At 69.7% G+C, this 18,638-nt stretch carries 14 protein-coding genes; 8 read left to right on the top strand and 6 right to left on the bottom strand.

The features are described from left to right. Positions 1-30 precede the first annotated feature (30 nt). The 3 genes from AC07M8_RS13585 to AC07M8_RS13575 all read right to left on the bottom strand — a co-directional run bounded on the left by AC07M8_RS13585 (position 31) and on the right by AC07M8_RS13575 (position 6,291). A complete protein-coding gene (locus tag AC07M8_RS13585; RefSeq protein ID WP_495174859.1) occupies positions 31-1,542 on the bottom strand; it encodes a carboxylesterase/lipase family protein in 1,512 nt (503 codons plus the stop codon). After that, the gene (locus AC07M8_RS13580; protein WP_495174858.1) at positions 1,539-4,931 is read right to left on the bottom strand and encodes a glycosyl hydrolase 2 galactose-binding domain-containing protein; all 3,393 of its coding nucleotides are present in this window, start codon (positions 4,929-4,931) and stop codon (positions 1,539-1,541) included. Before AC07M8_RS13580 ends, AC07M8_RS13585 begins: the two co-directional genes overlap by 4 nt. Positions 4,932-5,091: 160 nt before the next feature. Further along, the gene (locus AC07M8_RS13575) at positions 5,092-6,291 is read right to left on the bottom strand and encodes a glycoside hydrolase family 27 protein (protein ID WP_495174857.1); all 1,200 of its coding nucleotides are present in this window, start codon (positions 6,289-6,291) and stop codon (positions 5,092-5,094) included. Positions 6,292-6,755: 464 nt separating this feature from the next. Between AC07M8_RS13575 and AC07M8_RS13570 the strand changes: the two genes are divergently transcribed. Genes AC07M8_RS13570 through AC07M8_RS13560 form a run of 3 tightly spaced genes read left to right on the top strand, consistent with a single transcriptional unit; the run spans position 6,756 to position 9,240 of the window. Continuing rightward, positions 6,756-7,490, top strand: coding sequence for a hypothetical protein (locus tag AC07M8_RS13570; RefSeq protein WP_495174856.1), 735 nt, complete (start codon positions 6,756-6,758; stop codon positions 7,488-7,490). Next, positions 7,487-8,659: a M48 family metallopeptidase gene (locus AC07M8_RS13565; protein WP_495174855.1), complete on the top strand. Its 1,173-nt coding sequence runs from the start codon at positions 7,487-7,489 to the stop codon at positions 8,657-8,659. Before AC07M8_RS13570 ends, AC07M8_RS13565 begins: the two co-directional genes overlap by 4 nt. Positions 8,660-8,661: 2 nt before the next feature. Continuing rightward, positions 8,662-9,240 (top strand): hypothetical protein, encoded by a 579-nt coding sequence (locus tag AC07M8_RS13560; protein WP_495174854.1) that lies wholly within the window; start codon positions 8,662-8,664, stop codon positions 9,238-9,240. Positions 9,241-9,412: 172 nt separating this feature from the next. On the opposite strand, the gene AC07M8_RS13555 is transcribed toward AC07M8_RS13560, so the two are convergent. From AC07M8_RS13555 to AC07M8_RS13545, 3 genes are all read right to left on the bottom strand, one after another. Continuing rightward, positions 9,413-9,502, bottom strand: coding sequence for a hypothetical protein (locus AC07M8_RS13555; RefSeq protein WP_495174853.1), 90 nt, complete (start codon positions 9,500-9,502; stop codon positions 9,413-9,415). 167 nt (positions 9,503-9,669) lie between these two features. Beyond that, entirely contained in the window at positions 9,670-10,959 is a 1,290-nt protein-coding gene (locus tag AC07M8_RS13550; RefSeq protein ID WP_495174852.1) for a sensor histidine kinase, read from the bottom strand. A 31-nt stretch (positions 10,960-10,990) separates the two neighbouring features. Further along, positions 10,991-12,382 (bottom strand): sigma-54-dependent transcriptional regulator, encoded by a 1,392-nt coding sequence (locus AC07M8_RS13545; protein ID WP_495174851.1) that lies wholly within the window; start codon positions 12,380-12,382, stop codon positions 10,991-10,993. Between the two features lie 214 nt (positions 12,383-12,596). On the opposite strand from AC07M8_RS13545, the gene AC07M8_RS13540 reads away from it, so the two are divergent. The 5 genes from AC07M8_RS13540 to AC07M8_RS13520 all read left to right on the top strand — a co-directional run bounded on the left by AC07M8_RS13540 (position 12,597) and on the right by AC07M8_RS13520 (position 18,637). Then, positions 12,597-12,908, top strand: coding sequence for a UrcA family protein (locus AC07M8_RS13540; RefSeq protein WP_495174850.1), 312 nt, complete (start codon positions 12,597-12,599; stop codon positions 12,906-12,908). A gap of 75 nt (positions 12,909-12,983) precedes the next feature. Further along, complete coding sequence (locus tag AC07M8_RS13535) at positions 12,984-14,258, top strand: efflux RND transporter periplasmic adaptor subunit (protein WP_495174849.1); 1,275 nt, start codon at positions 12,984-12,986, stop codon at positions 14,256-14,258. Between the two features lie 13 nt (positions 14,259-14,271). Then, the gene (locus tag AC07M8_RS13530; RefSeq protein ID WP_495174848.1) at positions 14,272-14,952 is read left to right on the top strand and encodes an ABC transporter ATP-binding protein; all 681 of its coding nucleotides are present in this window, start codon (positions 14,272-14,274) and stop codon (positions 14,950-14,952) included. A 12-nt stretch (positions 14,953-14,964) separates the two neighbouring features. Then, complete coding sequence (locus tag AC07M8_RS13525; protein ID WP_495174847.1) at positions 14,965-17,400, top strand: ABC transporter permease; 2,436 nt, start codon at positions 14,965-14,967, stop codon at positions 17,398-17,400. After that, complete coding sequence (locus tag AC07M8_RS13520) at positions 17,393-18,637, top strand: TolC family outer membrane protein (RefSeq protein WP_495174846.1); 1,245 nt, start codon at positions 17,393-17,395, stop codon at positions 18,635-18,637. The genes AC07M8_RS13525 and AC07M8_RS13520 overlap by 8 nt, the downstream gene beginning before the upstream one ends. The last annotated feature ends 1 nt before the right edge of the window (position 18,638 follow it).

The raw sequence follows: 18,638 nt of genomic DNA, 5'->3' as shown, positions 1-18,638 counted from the left end.
GCTCCTATGATCCAGACGGTGGGTGGCCGTTCAGGGGTAGACGGCCCAGGAACAGGGCGCCGTGCCGCCGTCCTGCCGCATGCCTGCCCCGGTCGCTGCAAAGGCGAGATAGCGGCCCGAGGGGCCGTGGCCGTCCCACCGGACGAGCCCTGCGCCGTTGGGATCGCCGGCCCGGATGAAATTCGCCCAATAGGCCTGGAGCGGCGCAGCATCGGCCGGGATGCCCTGCTCGCCCGGGTTGCCGAACACGTAACGCAGCTCGCTGGCGTGCGACACGGTGGCGCCATAGCCGAACCGGTAGCGCCAGACCGGCACGCCCGCCCGGGTCTGGGCGGTGGCGACCAGGCTGGTGGGGCAGGTGAAGACAACATCGGTGGCGGCGTGGAGCGTCGCCGGGCCGAACACGGGATCGTCCGCGGGCAGCGTTGCGCCGGCCAGCCCGTAGAGTCGGGCCGCCTCGGCGCCGTGGCCGGGGTAGGCGCGCGCGAGCGCGGCACGCGCGGTCGCGGCGTCATCGTAGAAGCCGATCTCGCGAGCATTGGCGCCGATCAGCAGCGGCACCCGGGCCCCCGTACCACGCGCGAGGGTGATGGCTGGCGGCTCGGTAATGACATGGCCGTCGATCGTGGTCTGCAGCCATACCGTGCCCGGCTCGGGCAGGCCGTTCGGCGTGTGGATCCGCCGCGCGGCGGCGAGCAGCCGATCGGCAGGCAGCGCGCGCAGCGCATCGGCAGTGGCCGCGGGCGCGCCGGCGAGGGTCGCGATCTCGTCGCCGATCGCTTCGCTGGTCGCCAGATCGCGGGTGGGCCAGCCAAAGCCCGCGGTGCCGCTCTCTTCGATGGCGCCGGCGAACAGGCCGGCGGCGAGCGGCGACACCTGCTGCAGCCCGACATCCTGCGCACCGGCGGATTCGCCGCCGATCGTCACCCGCGCCGGATCGCCCCCGAACGCCGCGATGTTGCGGCGGACCCAGCGCAGCGCCGCCTGCTGGTCCATCAATCCGTAATTGCCCGAGGCATGATTGGGGCTCTCGGCGGTCAGCGCCCGATGTGCCATGAAGCCGAGCGGACCGAGACGATATTGGATCGAGACCAGCACGATCCCGCGCTTGGCGAGCGAGGACTGTACCGTCCCGGCGCCGCCGCCGGCCTTGTTGCTGCCGCCATGGATCCACACCAGCACCGGTAGCGGCGTTGCCGGCTTGAGCGCGGGGGTGCCGATCTCGAGATAGAGGCAGTCTTCGGTGCTGCCATCCGCATTGGCCTTGTTCCAGCCATCGTCGAGCTGGGCACAGGACGGCGCCGAGGCGCGCGCGGCGCGGACGCCCTGCCACCGCGGTACTGCCGCGGGGGGCCGCCAGCGCAGCGGCCCCACGGGCGGCGCGGCGTAGGGCACGGCGCGGAAGATGGTGCGGCCGTCCGCCAGCCTCTCGCCGGCGATCCGCCCGCCCTCGACCGCGACCACCGGCGCATCCGCGGCCATCGCGCTTGCCGGCATCGCCGCCCCGGCGAGCGCGACGGCGACGACAAGGCGGCCGATCATCGGATCGGCACGGCCGCGGCGGCGACGTTCCAGCCGCGCAGCGTCACCCGCGCTCCCTTGGCCTTGCTGCTCGGATACCGGATCGTCACCTCGCGGGTCTCGCCGGGCAGCAGCGACACGTAATTGTCGCTGAAATAGGCCGGCAGCACCTGGCTGCCATCGGCGTTCATCACCGTCAGCTTGGCCTCGAGCGCCGGGGTCTTGGTGCTGTTGGCGAGGCTTACCCGTACCTCCGTCTCGTCGTTCACCACCGTGCGGCTGACGGTGGTGGCGAGCGGGACGGGCGCGAGGTTGGTGAGCGCCTGATAGGCGGCATCGTCGGCGCCCTGCCAATAGAGGTTGCTCGACAGCTCCTTGCCGTCGCCGCCCACCGCGGTGAGGCGGATCAGCGCCATGCCCTTGCCGGTCAACCCCGGCAGGTCGAGCGCTAGGGCGTCGGCCACCCCCTGTGCGGGTACCGAGACGCTTGCGTCGCGATCGAGCAGCGGCTCGTTGCCGAGACCCACCACATGCGCGCGCACCGTCACCCCGGTGAGCGCGGCAAGCCCGTTGTTGACCAGCACCACCTTGCCGTCGGGCAGGTTCATCTGGACGTGGACCGGCTCCGAGGCCTTCTTGACGCCGTAGAAGCTCGCCTGGGTGTCGCAATCCGACGAGAAGATGTTCCAGGCCGACGACGGCCAGGCCGGCTGGGTCATCCACAGCATCCGCGCCGAATTGACGCTCCACAGCCCGGCGTTGAAGCCCTCGAAGATGGCGCGGTACGATTCATACTGCATCATCTGCGCCTTGCGCTCGAAGTCGGGCAGGCTGGTGCCCGCGCCGAACCGCTTCGCCAGCGTGTCGGTATAGGTCTTCACCGCGCCGTTCCCGGTCTGGTGCCAGTCATGATAGGCCCAGGCGTCGCTGATCGGCCATTGATCGGCGGGCGCCATCGTCCGCTGCCAGGATTCGAGCGTCGGCAGCGACGGCGTGCCGTCCTCCACCGAGAAGCCGCGGGCATGGGTGGTGAAATAGGTTTCCGGCGGCTGCCAATTGTAGGGGCCCGAGTTCTGCAGGTTCACCCGGTTGGACGAGCCCATGTACAGGCGGGTGCCGTCTTCCTCATGCACCAGCTTCTGCAGGCTCTCGTTGAGCGCCGGCTGGGGCACGCCCTCGTTGCGCCCGAACCAGACGACGATCGACGGGTGGTTGCGGAACCGCTTCACCACGTCGGTGGCGTTGGCCATGAACACGTCGGGGACGTCGGTCTCGATGTTATAGTCCTGGGTCGACTCCCAGAAGTCCGAGAGGACCATCATGCCATATTCGTCGGCGAGGTCGAAGAAGGTGTCCTCGGTGTCTTGGCCCACCCAGTTGCGCACGATGTTGAGATGCGCGTCCTTGTGGAGGCGGAACATTGGTTCGAGGCGAGCGCGATCCACCCGCTTCATGAAATCGTCCATGCCGATGTTGCCGCCGCGCGCGGCGATCCGCACGCCGTTGACGCGCAGCACCAGATAGGGCGACAGCCCGGGTGCATCGACCAGCGGGGTGACGGCCGCGCTCTTCTCGGCGCCGGGGTAGAGGCTCGCGGCCCAGCCGTTCGGCACCTTGCGGATTCCGGCGTGGCTGCCGTCGACGATCGGCTGCGGCCCCAGCGCGCGGGCGCGGGTGAGATCCACGGTGACGCGCTCGAGCTCGCCCGCCTGATCCATCAGCGACAGATCGTAGGTCACCTGGCGCATGCCGAAGCGCAGCTGCTTGGTGTCGCTGGTCGTGCCGTCGACGCTGGTGGTCAGCGTCAGATCGTGGAGCGCCGCCTCGCCATAGCCGTTGGGCCACCACAGCCGCGGATGCTGGACGGCGAGCTGCGCGAACTCGGACGGGCGCAGCACGACATCGCGGTGCTCGCCGGGGGCGAGGCTGACCTGCTTGTCGACGGTGACATCGTCGAACCGCGCGCGGACGGTGGCGGCGACCGGCCGGTCCGAGCGGTTGGCGACGGGCACGGTGATCTCCACCTCAGCCACCGAATTGTCGGCGCGGGGCAGCGCGGTGACGACATGGGCATCGCCGATCTCGGCGGCGCCGGTGGCGCGCAGGGTGACGCCCTGCCACAGGCCGGTGTTGCGATCGCGGATGGTCGGGATCCAGTCCCAGCCCTCGGTGGCGACAAAGGTCGGGCCGTCGAGCATCATCATGCCGCCGTTCTCGCCGACGCCCGAGGTGAGCGATTCCTCCTGGTTGAGCCCGGGATGCGGCGGCGGCGACACCCGTACCGCCAGCGCATTGTGGCCGGGGAGCAGCTTGCCGGTGACGTCGAAATGACCGCGGATGAACGCGCCCTTCATGGTGCCGAGCTTGGCCCCGTTGAGCCACACCTCGGCGGCATAGTTGACGCCCTTGAAGGTCAGCAGCTGGCGCTGCTGGGTCGCCGCGGCGGGCACGTCGAATTCGGTGCGATACCAATAATCCTGACGCGCCAAGCTTTCGGGAATGGCGGTGTTGTTGAGGCCGAAGCCGGGGTCCGGATAGACGCCGCGATCGACCAGCGTGGTCAGCACGGTCCCAGGCACGGTGGCGGGATACCAGCGGCCCGCGTCGAAGCCGGCGCGGCTGATCGCGTCGCCCGGCGCTGTGACCTTGGGCGCTTCCGCGAGGCGCCAGCCGCCGACGGTCCATTCGCCAGGGCCCGCCGCGGCGATCGCGGGGCTCGCGGTGACCGGCTTGGCGACCGGCTTGCCGAGCGGCGCGCGCGACGTCGGCAGCGTCCAGGCATCCTGCGGCGCCGTCTGCCCATACATCTGGCGGACCTGGACCGGCCAGGTAGGACTGCCGGTCTGGAAAACGAGGGTGGCGGGATCGGGCGCGGTGCGCGCGGCGGTGCGCAGCGAGGCGGCGCTGGCCGCGGTCGAATCGAGCCGGAAATCGGCGATCCGGCCGGCGAATGCCGGCCCGGCGCCGCGCGGCCCGAGCAGCGCGGCGGGAGCTACCGGGGCCGCGGCGAGGCGGCGTTGGCCCACCTGGCGGCCATCGACATACAGACGGGCAATGCCGCCGCTCATCGTCGCGGCGATGTGATGCCAGCCGCGGCTCGGCAGCATCGCCGGGGCAGCTAACGTGTCGGCCTCGGTGACCAGCGCCGGGCGGCCATCGACCAGCGCGATGAAGCGCCGCGGCCCGGCAGCGGGATCGCCGAAGCCGGCGACCAGCACGGTGCCGGGGGCGGATTTGGACGGATCGATCCAGGCCGAGAGCGTCCATTCGGCCGCGCCGATCGGTGCCGCATTGTCGCCGCCGATCACCTTGGCATAGCTGTCACCGCCGGCCGGCAGGGTGGCGTTGATCGGCCCGTAGGTTTGCGCCGCCACCGGAACCGCCCACGCGATTACCCACGCAGATGCCATCACGCCCAGTCGCATTGTCTATCCCCTCAGTGCCGATCTCTTTCGGTCGCACCCAGTTTGACGCACCGCGACGTAAAAAGCAAAATTGAAATACGAAATGAAGCGCACGTGCCGGTCGCGATCGCGTGATCCGGCCGGCACCAGCGTCGGCACGGTGCGATCAGGCCTTGAGCCGCAGCATGACGACACCATGGGGAGCAACCTCGGCCTGGTAGCGACCATTGTGGGTGCCGAGGTCGCGATGCTGCCAGAGGTCGCGGACGTGGAGGCGCACCGTGGTCGGCAGGCCGAGCGTCGTCCAGTCGGCGGCGATCGTCGCCGGGGCTTCGCCGCGGTTCCACAGCAGCACCGCGCGGCCGCCGTCGGCAAGCGGCTTGGTCCAGACCTCGAGGTCGCCCAGTTGCGATACCCGATGGCCCTGAATGCCGAGCGCGTCCTGGTCGACCGCGATCACATCGTGGTTGAGCAGGATGGCCCGCGTCTCGGGTGACATCGCGGCGATGTCGTTGCCGGCGATCAGCGGCGCCGCCATCATCGACCACAACGAGAAATGCGCACGATATTCGATGTCGCTGAGGCCGCCGTTGCCAACCTCGAGCATGTCGGGATCGTTCCAATGGCCCGGCCCGGCGAACGGCCACAGCGGCTCGTTGAGGTCGGCGATCGAGGCGACGCCCCAGCTGTAGCTATACTTGCCCTTCCATTTGTCGGTGATGTCGCCGGTGGTGCGCCACATGTTGCCGATCTTGCTCGCCCACAGCCACGGCTTGGAGGTGCCCCATTCGCAGATCGAGAACAGGATCGGCCGCCCGCTCGCCTTCAGCGCATCGGCCATGGTCGCATAGGCTTCCTCGGCGTTGCGCGTACCGGTCGAGCACCAATCGTATTTGAGATAGTCGACACCCCAGCGCGCATAGGTGACGGCATCCTGATATTCATGGCCCTGGCTACCCGGGCGGCCGCCGCAGGTCTTGGTGCCGGCATCGGAATAGATGCCGAACTTCAGGCCCTTGGCATGGACATAGTCGCCGAGCGCCTTGAGCCCCGAAGGGAAGCGGGTCTTGTCTTCGCCGATGAAGCCGTTGGCGTCGCGGGTGCCGTGCCAGCAATCGTCGATCACCACGAACTGGTAGCCGGCCGCCTTCATGCCGTTGGCGGCGATCGCATCGGCGGTGGCGCGGGTCGTCTGTTCGTTGACGTTGCACGCGAACTTGTTCCAGCTGTTCCAGCCCATCGGCGGGGTCTGGGCCAGGCCGTTGGCGACGCGCTTGGGGTCCTTGGATGGCGCGAGGGTATTGGGATCCGTGTCCAGCACCTCCTGCGCGACCGCCGGCGACAGGCCGCCGAGCAGCACGGCCATGGCTATGGACTTGGACAATCGCTTGGCAATCACGGCAATCCTCTCGCTTCATTTGGCCACTCTTCTGTGGCGCGTGACGGCGTGGTGCCATCGTTCGTCAGGCCATGGTGGCGCATCGCGGCAGGCGAGGCAATCGATCGCGAGGCGTTCGAGAGGCAGGCAAGGTATGCTAGTCAAGCTGCAGATATCGAAGCAACATTCGCGGCACGCCGAGTTGCGGGCACCGTCTTTCAGGCAGGCATGCCTTGCCTATCTGGCAGATCTCAGGTCGTGACTGTACAGCTGCCAAGTATAGCCATAGGATTGTCGCGGATGGTGCGAGTCGAACACAGTTGACGACCGATCTGGCGGCTGAAATCTGTCGCGCAGTACAGAATGTCGCGGCCAAATTCCGCGACTTGATCTGATTGTATTGGCTCGCGAGGACGGGCGGCGAGGTTTGATCACTCCGGGGGGAGGGAAGAATGGCACGATTACGGCTCATGCTCGTGGGGCTGGCGCTGGCCAGTTCAGCGGCACCGGCTCAGGAGAAAGCAGCGACGCGGCCGGGCTTCGTCTTCCCCGCGGACCATCCGATCCGCATCCTGGTGCTGCGCCCCGAGGTGAGGGCAGGCGCCCAATCCGCGGGCGGCACGGTGAGCCCCAATGCCGACTGGACCCGCGCCGCGCGCCGCAACATCGCCGACGCGCTGGTCGCGGCGCGGCCCGGCGGTGCGGTAGACATGGTGTTCATGCCCGATGCCGAGGGCGAGGCGGCCACGGTGCTGGCGAACTATCGCGCGTTATTCGGGGCGGTGGCAGATACCGTCCTCCAGCATCGCCTGTTCAAGGGTGATCGGCTGCCGACGAAGAAGACCGGGTTTGAATACAGCCTGGGGCCGGGCGTTGCCCGGCTCGCGGCGGGCGTCGGCGGCGACTATGCCTTGTTCGTCGCCACCAACGATGCCTATGGCTCCACCGGGCGCAAGCTGCTCCAGGCGGCGGCGTTGCTCGCGGTCGCTGCCTCCGGGATCGGCGCGAGCGTCACCGCGGGCGAGCATGCCGGCTATGCCGGGCTGATCGACCTCAAGACCGGCGACCTGTTGTGGATGAACGCCGATGCGCGCATGGGCGGCGATGTCCGCGACGCGCAGGGCGCGGCCAAGCGCGTCGCGCAGCTGCTGGAGGACTTTCCCGCGCCGGGCAGGAGCGGTCGATGATCGCCCGCGCGATGCTGGCGGCGCTGCTGAGCGCTGCCACGGTGGCAGGCGCTGCCGAGCCGAAGCCGAGCGGATCGCCGTCCGCGCCCAATTATCGGCCGATCGGTCGCGACGAGCAGGGATTGTGGGCCGAGGCGGACGAGGCGGAGCGCGAGCTCAAGACCTCCAAGCTGGTGATCCGCGAGCCGCAGGTGAACGCCTATTTGCGTCGCGTGCTGTGCCGCGAGGTGGGGACTGCCGGCTGCGCGAGCGTGCGGCTGTATCTGCTGCGCGTGCCGGTCAGCAACGCCAGCATGGCGCCCAATGGCGTGCTGCAGGTCTATTCGGGCTTGCTGCTGCGCATCCGCGACGAGGCCGAGCTCGCCGCGATCCTCGGCCATGAGTTCACCCATTTCGAAAACCGTCACAGCCTCGCCGGGCTGCGCAAGCAGCGCAGCGCGACAAGCTGGGGCGCCTGGCTGACGGTCGCCTCGTTCGCCGGCGACCGGCCGCGCAACTTCATGCCCGATTTCCTTGCCAGCTACTTCACCTACAGCCGCGGCCAGGAGCGCGAGGCGGATCTCGGTGGGCTGCAACGGCTGAGCAGCGCCGGCTACCGGCCGATGGCGGCGAGCACGATCTGGATGCGGATGCGCGAGGAGAAGGACGCGCAGGTGCGCGGGCTCGGGGTGAGGAGCCGCAAGGACACCGATTATGGTCCGTTCGCGTCGCACCCGATGGATCTGGAGCGGATGACCTATCTCGCCCGTGCAGGGCAGGGGCTGAGCACGACCGCTGCCGCGTTCGACGGCGCCGATGAGTATAGCGCCGCGCTGGCGCCGATCTGGCCGATGCTGATCGACGACCAGATCAAGCTCAATGATTTCGGCGGCAGCGATTACCTGCTGGACAACCTCGCGCACGGCCATTGGACCGGTCCGCTGCTCTATGCGCGCGGCGAACTCTATCGCACCCGCGACAAGCGCGGCGACAAGCTGACCGCCGAGGCGCTCTATCGGCAAGCGATCGTCTGCGCCGATGCCCCGGCGGCGGCGTGGCGCGGGCTCGGGCTGGTGCTGCTGCGCAACGGGCGCGCCGATGAGGGCAAGGCGATGCTCCGCACCTATCTCGCGCGTAGCCCGGACGCCGCCGATCGCGCGGTGCTCGAGGCGCTGGCGGATGGCGTATGAGGATGACGCGTCCGATCGCCTGCGCGCTGGCGCTGCTGCTCGCCGTCCCCGCCGGCGCACGATGGAAGGAGGTCGCGCCGGCGCGTGTCGCCGTCGCCGGGTCGACGCTCAGCGTCACCGCCGATCCCGGCTGGAACCGCTGGACCAAGCGGCCGATCAAGAGGGAGGAAGTGTGGAGCCTCGACGGGCCGCTGCTCAACCGCCTCGACTTCTTCGCCGGCATCGCGCCTGGCGAACCGCTCGCCCGTGAGCACAACAAGAAGCGCGAGCCGCTGCCGAAGTTCAGGGCGGCGATGCGAGCGCCGGAGATCGCCGAGCTGATCGAGCGCACGCTGCGCATTACCGAGAGCGCGCCGGACTTTGTCGTCGAGACGGTGGCGCCCGCCGCCTTTGCGGGCGATCAGGGATTTCGGCTGCGGTTCCGCTACACTAAGGGCGAGCTCGTCCGCCGCGGCGAGGCGCGCGGGCGCGTGGTCGGCGGCAAGCTGTACCTGATCACCTATGCGGCGCCAGCGCTCCATTATTTCGACACCGGCCTCGCCCGCGCGACCGCGATCATGGACAGCGCCCGGATCGGGTGATGAGGACCGGGCCGCCTCGCCCCGCTGCAACGACGCACCGTCATCCTGAAACGAGTTCAGCATGACGAAGGAGGAGCGCGGGGTCTGCTGCTGACCCGGCATCGGCCAAGCAGCCGCGCGCTCGTGGCGGCAGAACAAGCGCTCGACCCGCTTCAGCGCGATCGGGGTCACGTTACAGCCGTCGCCGGCCAGATAGGTGACGCCAGCCATCCACCCGCAGCTCGGCGGGGGCGTGAAAGCGGTGGTATATGCCCGCGGTCATCCGCAGCGTCACGAACTGGCCATCGCGAAACCGGTCGATCAGCGCTGCGACGGCGATGTTCTCAGCCGAACGGTTCGTGCCGCGCCTGTCGAAGCATGGTGGAACTCATCCCGTCGCCACGCTCAGGGCGAACGGCTCGGGCAGGGTCGGTGGAACGCCGGCGCGCGCTAGAGCGGCAGCGACACCTCGATGCTGTTGGGCAGCCCGGCGGCGACGCCGATCTGGCCGCCGTGGAGCAGCACGATCTGCCGCGCGAAGCTGAGCCCGATGCCGCTGCCCTGAGGCTTGGTGGTGAAGAACGGCAGGAACACCTCGCGGGCGAGCGGCGCAGGGATGCCCGGGCCGTTGTCGATCACCGCGATGCGCAGGTGGCCGGCGCCGGCGGTCGTGGCAACCAGCCGGATTTCGGGCGTGGGCATCGTCGCGGTCGCCTCATGGGCGTTCTTCAAGAGGTTGAGCAGCACCTGGGTGAGCAGCGCGCCATCGCCGTCGAGCCGCGGCAGTCCCGCGGCGATATCGAGCGTCACCGGCGTGCCGTCGCACCCGGCCTGGTGGATCGCCGCGGTGCGCGCCAGCCAGTCGGCAATGTCGATCGGCGCGCGGCGCAGCGCCGGCGCCTCGCTGAACCCCTTGTAGGTCTCGATGAAATGCTCGAGCTCCCCCGCGCGCCGCGCCAGCGCATCCACCGCCAGCCGGGCGTCGGCGGCGCCCTGGTTGCCATCGTCCTCGAGTCCGTCGAGCAGCCGCTTGGCCGTCGCCGCGAGCGAGGTGACCGGAGTCAGCGAGTTCATGATCTCATGAGTGAGGACGCGCACCAGATCGATCTGCGCCGCCAGCTCGGCGCCGTCGAGCTCGGCCTGGATTACCTTGACCGCGACGATCCGCCTGAGCTCGCCCCCGGTCTCGATCACGGTGGTATCGACGACCACGCGCTGCGACAGCCCGTCGGCGAGAATGCGGCCGAGCCGGCTCGGACCGGGCCCCGCGCCGCGCAACAGCTCGACGAACGGCCCGCCGAACGACGCGAGCGCGGCAAGACTGGTCGGCGCGCCGCGGCCGAACTGGCGGCGCGCGGCCTTGTTGGCGAGGACGAGCGCCTCGCCCGGGCCGATCACCAGCAGCGGCGTCGGCGCACCATCGGCGAGGGCGGCGGCAAAGGTCGTCGCTTCCAGGCCGCTCGCGCGTTCGCGCCGGAGCCGCGCCAGCGCGCGCTCATAGGCGTCGCCCAGCCGATCGAAACCGGCGCCTCGTCCTGCCCAGGCGAACGATTGGCTGAGATCGGTGCGGTCGAGCGCAGCGACGAACCGCGCGAGCTCAATGTTGCTCTCGGCGACCAGCCGCCACAGGCTGACGGTGAGGATCGCGGCAAAGGCGAACGCCAGCAGCATCGCCGTTGGCGCCCGCCCGTAAGCGGACAGCAGGCTCGCCGCCGCCAGCGCCGCCAGCAGCAGCGCCACCCGGCCGGCGAGGCGCAGCGCAAAGCGGCGCCTAAAGACCGTGCTTCTCCATGCGCCGATACAGCGTGCCGCGCGACAGCCCCAACTCGCTCGCGGCAGTGGAGATGTTGAACGCGTGTTTCTTCAGCGCCTGCTCGATCGCCTGCCGCTCGACGCGATCGAGGTTTAGATCGTCGGTGGCAGGAGAGGCCGGTGTCGGCGACGCCGGCGCGACCGGCGGCGTCGCGGTCCGGCCGAGCGGGAAGTCGTCCGCGGTATAGCTTGGTCCCTCGGCGAGGATCACCGCGCGCTCGGCAGCGTGGCGCAGCGCGCGGACGTTGCCGGGCCAGTCGTGCGCGACCAGCGCCGCGAGCAGATCGGCGGGCAGGTGCCGATCCGGCTTGTCGTAGCGCGCCCGCGCTTCGGCGAGGAAGGTATCGAGCAGCAGCGGGATATCCTCGCGCCGCTCGCGCAGGCTGGGCAGTTCGATCTCGACGGTGTTGAGCCTGAACAATAGATCCTGGCGGAATGAGCGTTCATCGTCGACCGCGGCGTTGGTCGCGGAGATGACGCGGACGTCGATCGGGATCGACTTGTTCGAGCCGACCGGCGTCACGCGGCGCTGTTCGAGCGCGGTGAGCAATTTGGGCTGGAGATGCAGCGGCAGATTGCCGATCTCGTCAAGGAACAGCGTGCTGCCGTCGGCGGCCTGAAGGCGGCCGACGCGGTCGGCGCGAGCATCGGTGAAGGCGCCTTTCACATGACCGAACAGCTCGGAATCGAACAGCGTTTCGGCGACCGCGCCGACATCAACCGTTACCATCTCGCGGGCGGCGCGGCGTGACAGGCGATGAAGCTCGCGCGCGACCAGTTCCTTGCCGGTGCCGTTCTCGCCGAGGATCAGCACATTGGCGTCGGTCGGTGCCGCCTTCTCGATCAGCGACTGGACCCGCGCCATCGCCGGCGAGCCGCCGAGCAGCGGCGAAGCGGCCGTCGCCGCAGGAGCCTTGGTGCCGTTGCCGCGGCGCGACCGGCCGAGCGAGGCGGCGTTGCGCACCGTCGCCAGCAGGCGATCGTTGTTCCAGGGCTTGGAGACGAAGTCGGTCGCGCCATGCTTCATCGCGGCGACGGCGACGCTGACGCTGCTGTGCGCGGTGATCATCACGATCGCGGCGGCAGGGTCGGCGGCAATCATTCGCGCCAGCCAGGCAAAGCCCTCGGCGCCATCGGTGGCGCCGCGCGTGAAATTGGCGTCGAGCAGCACCAGGTCCACCGGGGTACGCGTCATCATCGCCACCGCCTCGGCCGGCGACATGGTGGTGGTGATCTCGGCAAACATCGGCGCAAGCAACAGCCGCGCCGACAACAGGATATCCTCGTCATCATCGACGACGAGGCAGCGGGCGAACGGCGGCGGAGCGGGCATCGAAGCAGCTTTGGTCATGTCCGCGCTACAATCAAGATACGTGCCAGCGGGCGCCGTGTGTCCACCGGGTGTCCGGTCGTGGACACATCTGTCCGGCGATGGGCAAGGGATCGGTCGTGTCGCTCACCACCGATTTGTGCAGATCCGCACATTATCAACGGGTTGGCAGGGTTGGCACGGTCCATGCTGATGAAGGCTGGTCGGCATGGACGCCGACGGAAAGGATCCCGTCATGATCTCGAACAGTCAACGCCTCGTCTGCTCGGTCCTGAGCATCGCCGGCGCCGCCAGCCTCGTCGCCTTCGCCAATCCCGCCCATGCCACGGCCACCCGCCCGAGCGATCTCCGTCAGGCGGTCGTCAAGTTCGGCGACCTCGATCTCGGCAACCCCGCCGATCGCGCCCGCTTCGCGGCCCGTGCCTCGCGCGCGGCGGATCAGGTGTGCACCGTCAGCGGCGCCAGCCTGTCGATGGCCGAGCTCGCCTGCCGGCAAGCGGCAATCGAACAGGCGCGCCGCGGTGCCGGTCTCGATGCCCGCGGCTGAGCCGATGCCTCGCGGACTGTCCGCCGCTGGACAGTCCGCGTCCGGATCCGGACACTCGCACAAGGAAAGCGTTACGTGACTTCCCCCTCGATCAGCGGCGCGACCATGGACCGGCGGATCGACACGCCGCGGCTGTCGCGTCGCCGCCTCGGGCTCGCCGCTGCTGTGGTCGCCGCGATCATCGTCGCGCTGCTCGTCTGGCGGCTGGTGCCGTCCGCCCATTCCACCGATGTCGCGCTCGCCGATGTCGAGAGCGCCGCGGTGACGCGCGCGCCGTTCGACGATGCCGTGCCCGTCCGCGCTACCGTCGCGCCCAAGGTGACGACGCTGGTCGGCGTCGTCTCCGGCGGCCAGGTCGAACGGCTGATCGTCCAGGATGGCGTGGCGGTGGTTGCCGGGCAGCCGCTGGCGACGCTCGCTAATCCGCAATTGAAGCTCGATATTCTTACCCGCGAGGCGGCGATCGCCAGCCAGCTTGGCCAGGTGTCCGGCGAGGATCTGACGCTTGAGCGCGGTTCGCGCGATCGCGACACCCAGGTGTCCGGCGCCGATTACGATCTGATCAAGGCGCGGCGCGACCTCGGCATCCGCCAGCAGCTTCACGACAAGGGCTTCGTCTCCGATGCCGGGCTCAAGAGCTATGAGGAAGAGGCGTCCTACCAGCGCCAGCGGGTGGCGCAGCTCCATGCCGCCGAGGGCGCCGAACGCCGCATCGCGACGCTGCAGGCGAGCCGCCTCGCCGACACGCGGGCGCGGCTGTCGAGCAATCTTGCCGCGGTGCGCGACGGGCTCGACGCGCTGACCTTGCGCGCGCCGGTGACGGGGCGGCTGACCAACTTCACCATCCAGCCGGGCCAGGCGCTGAAACCCGGCGACCCGGCCGGGCAGGTGGACAGCGAGGGATCGTGGAAGCTGGTCGCCGACGTCGATCAATATTTCCTCGGCCGCGTCCAGGTCGGCCAGCAGGCGAGCGGCAGCGACGGATCGCTGCACCTCGTCGTCACCAAGGTGCTGCCGGCAGTGACCGACGGCCGCTTCCGCATCGAACTCGGCTTCAGTGGCGTGCCGCCGCGCGGGCTCAATCGCGGCCAGTCGCTCGATGCGCGGATCACGCTCGGCGCCGCGCGCCCCGCGATCGTCGCGCCGATCGGCGGCTGGCTCGACAGCGACGGCGGCGCCGCGGCCTATGTGCTCGACGCCAGCGGCAGCCATGCGGTGCGACGCACGATCCGCATCGGTCGGCGCAACGCCGACCGCGTCGAGATCCTCTCGGGCGTCGCCGCCGGCGAACGCATCGTCACCTCGGATACCAGCGGCTTCAACAAGGCCGCCTCGATCAACCTCAAGTGAAGGTCCGCACATCATGATCACCCTGGACGGCATCCAGCGCCGCTACGTCTCCGATTCGGTCGAGACCACTGCGCTCGCCGATATCAACCTCCATGTCGCCGCGGGCGAGTTCGTCGCCATCATGGGCCCGTCGGGCTGCGGCAAGTCGACGCTGCTCAACACGCTCGGCACGGTCGATCGGCCGACCGGCGGGCGCTACCTGTTCGACGGCCGCGATCTCGCCGCCGAAAGCGAGACGGCGCTCGCCCAGTTTCGCGCGCGCACCCTGGGCTTCGTGTTCCAGAGCTTCAACCTGATTGACGAACTGACGATCGCCGAAAATGTCGAGCTCGGCCTCACCTATCGCAAGGACGGCACCGGTGATCGCCGCAGCCGGATCGAGGCGGCGATGGACCGAGTCGGCATCTCGCACCGCGCGCGCCACTTTCCGCACCAGCTGTCGGGCGGCCAGCAGCAGCGCGCGGCGATCGCGCGCGCCATCGTCGGCGATCCCAAGCTGATCCTCGCCGACGAGCCGACCGGCAACCTCGATACCGAGAACGGCGCGCAGGTGATGGGCATCCTCGAAAGCCTCAACGCCGCCGGCGCGACCATCGTCATGGTCACGCACAGCCCCGCGCACGCCGACATGGTCGGCCGCCGCATCGACATGCTCGACGGGCGCGTCGTCGCCTCCGTCGCGCGCCAGATCTGAAGGGCCCCACGCATGAACCGCTTTGCCTTCGTCAGCTTCTGGCGCTCGCTGACCCGCCACAAGCTCTATGCCGCGCTCAACATCGGCGGGCTCGCGCTTGGCGTCGCCGTGTTCCTGGTCCTCGCGCTCTATGTGCGGTTCGAGACCGGCTATGAGCGCTGGCTGCCCGGCCACGACCAGATCTACCTGATCGAGAGCCAGACCAACGACGAGACCAACAGCATCCGCGCGCGGCAATCGACGCCGGTCGCGGCCTGGACCGCAATCAAGGGCGACCTGCCCGACACCGTCGGCACGCGGCTGGTTCGCGAGGACGCCGCGGTGGTCAAGGATGGCGTTGGCATCCGCGAGAAGATGAACCTTGCCGATCCCGACGTGTTCACGATCTTCCCCCTGCACGCGATCGCGGGGAGCTTGCCGGCGAAATTCGTCGATCCCACCCAGATCGTCATCACCGAGCGTACGGCGACCAAATATTTCGGCACGGCCTCGCCGATCGGCGCGCCGCTGGCGGTGACGTTCGAGGGCAAGCGTTATGCCTATCGCGTCGCCGCGGTGATCGACAACCTCCCCGCCGACACCGATCTCGACTTCGACCTGCTCGCGCCGTTCGTGATCTCCCAGGACATTAAGGATCCTTCCTATCAGTCGAACCACCAGTGGAATTACGGCGGGCCGTCCACCTATGTCCGTTTGCCGAACGCGGCGGCTGCGTCGCGCCTATCGGCGGCATTGCCGGGTGTCGTCGCACGCCACGTCAAGACCGAGACCCCAGGTAACGACGAGTTCGGGGTGACGCTGGCGTTGCGGCGGATCACCGACACGCATTTCGAAACGCCGGGCGCGGTTCTCATGGTCACCACCCTCGGCATCATCGGGCTGCTGACGTTGATCGTCGCGATCGTGAATTACGTGAATCTCGCCACCGCGCGTGCGGGTCTTCGCGCCCGCGAGGTGGGCATGCGCAAGGTGCTGGGTGCCGACCGCGCCACGCTGCTGCGACACTTCGTCGGCGAGGCGATCGCCACCGCGCTGATCGCCGCGGTGTTCGGGCTCGCGCTCGCCGAACTCGGCGTGCCGCTGGTCAATGCCGCGACCGGGCTCGAGCTGGCGATCCATTACACCGGCTCGAACGGCGTGCTGCTGCCGCTCGCACTGCTGGCGGTGGTCGTCGGCGTGCTCGCCGGCCTCTACCCGGCGGTCATCCTGTCGCGAGTGCCTGCCGCCGCGGTGCTCGCCTCGGCGCGGTCGCCGGGCGGTGGCCGCGCAGGGGCACGGATCCGCGAGGCGCTCGTCGTCTTCCAGTTCACCGTCACCATCGCGCTGATCGTCGGCACGCTGGTGCTGGTGTCGCAGACCCACCACGTCCGCAGCGCCGATGTCGGCTATGATCGCCAGCAGCTGCTGCTCGTCCGCTCGTTCGGCAGCGACAGCCTCAATGCGGCGCAGCGCGAATCGCTGCTCCACCGCTTCGCCGCGTTGCCCAACGCGCGCGGCGTCAGCGCCGGCACCTCGGTGCCGGGACGGGGGCTGTTCGTCTCCACCACCAGCTATCCGTTGCCCGGCACCACCGGGCCGGGGCCGGCGATCGAGCGGTTCGACACGATGCCGGGCTATTTCGAGGTGCTCGGCGCCAAGCTGCTTGCAGGGCGGCTGTTCGATCCCTCGCGTCCCGCCGACATCAACCCGGCCAAGCCCGGGGTGGACGGCAGCGAGAAGCAGCCGGCCAACATCGTGGTCAACCGCAGCGCCGTCAGCACCTTCCACTTCGCCAGCCCGCAGGCGGCGATCGGGAAGACGGTGGGCATCGAGACACCGCGGACGATCATCGGCGTGATCGAGGACATGCGGATCTACTCGCCACGCGATAAGGTCTCGCCCACCGCCTACCTGTTCACGGTCGCCGCGCCGACCTCCGCGGTGGCGATGATCCGGTTCAGCGGCGATGCCAAGGCGTTCACCGACTCCGCCCGCCAGGCGTGGCGGAGCGAGGCGCCCGAGGTGCCGTTCGACTCGCGCACCACGGTGCAGGCACTCGACAAATTGTACCAGGCGGACGACCGCATGGCGAATTTGTTCGCGATCGGCGCCGGGCTGGCGGTCGCGATCGGCTGCGTCGGCCTGTGGGGGCTCGCCTCCTTCACCGTCGCCCGGCGGGTACGCGAGATCGGCATCCGCAAGACGCTGGGCGCCTCGTCGGGCGATGTCGTCAAGCTGCTCGTCGGTCAATTCCTGCGGCCGGTGCTGATCGCCAACGTGCTCGCCTGGCCGCTCGCCTGGGTGGCGATGCGCACCTGGCTGGCAGGGTTCGACGACCGTATCGCGTTGTCGCCGCTGTTCTTCGTCGCGGCGAGCGTGATCGCCCTGGTGATCGCGGTGGCGACCGTGCTCGCCCAGTCGATCCGCGCCTCGCGGGCGACCCCGGCCTGGGCGCTGCGCCATGAATAGCCGCTGGCTGCTCGCGGGCGCGCTGCTGCTCGCGCCGCCCGCCGCGGCGGAAACCTTAGCGGACGCGGTGCGCGCGGCGGTGGCGACCAACCCTAGCCTCGCCGCGGCGCAGGCCCGGCAGGACGCGCTCGCCGAAGCGCCGGAGCAAGCCCGCGCACAGGGCCGGCTGACCGGCGAGGCGGGGGCGCTGGGCGGCTACGACCGCTTCAACGGCGGCAAGAGCGCGACCGGGACGGTGTCGGCGTCGCTGCCGATCTGGACCGGCGGGCGGGTGCGGACCGCGGTCCGCGCTGCCGACGCCGATGTCGCGGCGGGCGCGCAAGGCGTGCGCGACGTCGCCGCCGGGGTGCTGAGCGATGTCGTCGCGGCCTATGCCGATCTCCTGTTCCAGCAGGAGTCGGCGGCGATCGTCGATGCCGATATCCAGCTGCTCGACAATCAGGTCGCCGAGGCCAAGGCGCGCTTCGATCTCGGCACCGGCACCCAGACCGACGTGTCGCGGCTGGTCGCCCAGCGCGCCACCGCCGCCGCCACCCAGGCGAGCGCGCAGGCGGCGCTCGCCGCCGCCGGCGCCGCCTATCGCGCGGTGGTCGGCCGCGACGCGGGGCGATTGGCGCCGCCACCGGCGACGCTCGCCGGGCTGCCGCCGACCATCGAACAGGCCCGCGCCCGCGCGGTCGAGGCCAATCCGGTCTACCGGCAAGCGCAGGCAGCGCAGGCCGCGGCAGCAGCGCGGATCGGTGTCGCTCGCAGCAACGGCGCGCCCAGCCTCGGCCTCGGCGCAAGCTATGGCTATGGCGTCGCCATCGGCCAGGCCGGCGGCGGCTATGTCAGCGACACCGCGGCGGGGCTCACCTTCCGGCTGCCGCTGCTTACCGGCGGGCTAGTCCCGTCACAGGTGCGCGAGGCGACCGCCAACGCCCGCGCCGCCCGCTACGATGTCGATGCCGTCTCGCGCGACGTGATCCGGCAGACCGACACCGCCTGGGCGAATGTCGCGGCGGCGCGGGCGCGGGTCGAGGCCAACACCCAGGCCGTCGCCGCCGCCGATCGCGCGCTGGCGGGCGTGAAGGCCGAATATGCCGTCGGCCTGCGCACCACGCTCGACATCCTGATCGCCGACGAAAGCCTGCGCGGCGCCCAGCTGTCGCTCGCCAGCGCGCGCAGCGATCTGCTCACCGGCGAGGCGGCGCTGCTCCGCGCGATGGGCACGCTCGATCTCGCGTCGATGGGCTGAA

The sequence above is a fragment of the Sphingomonas sp. GW821-FHT09E03 genome, from assembly GCF_059416225.1.
The sequence above is the reverse complement of the archived record's forward strand: the minus strand, read 5'-3'. Positions and strand labels throughout refer to the sequence as shown.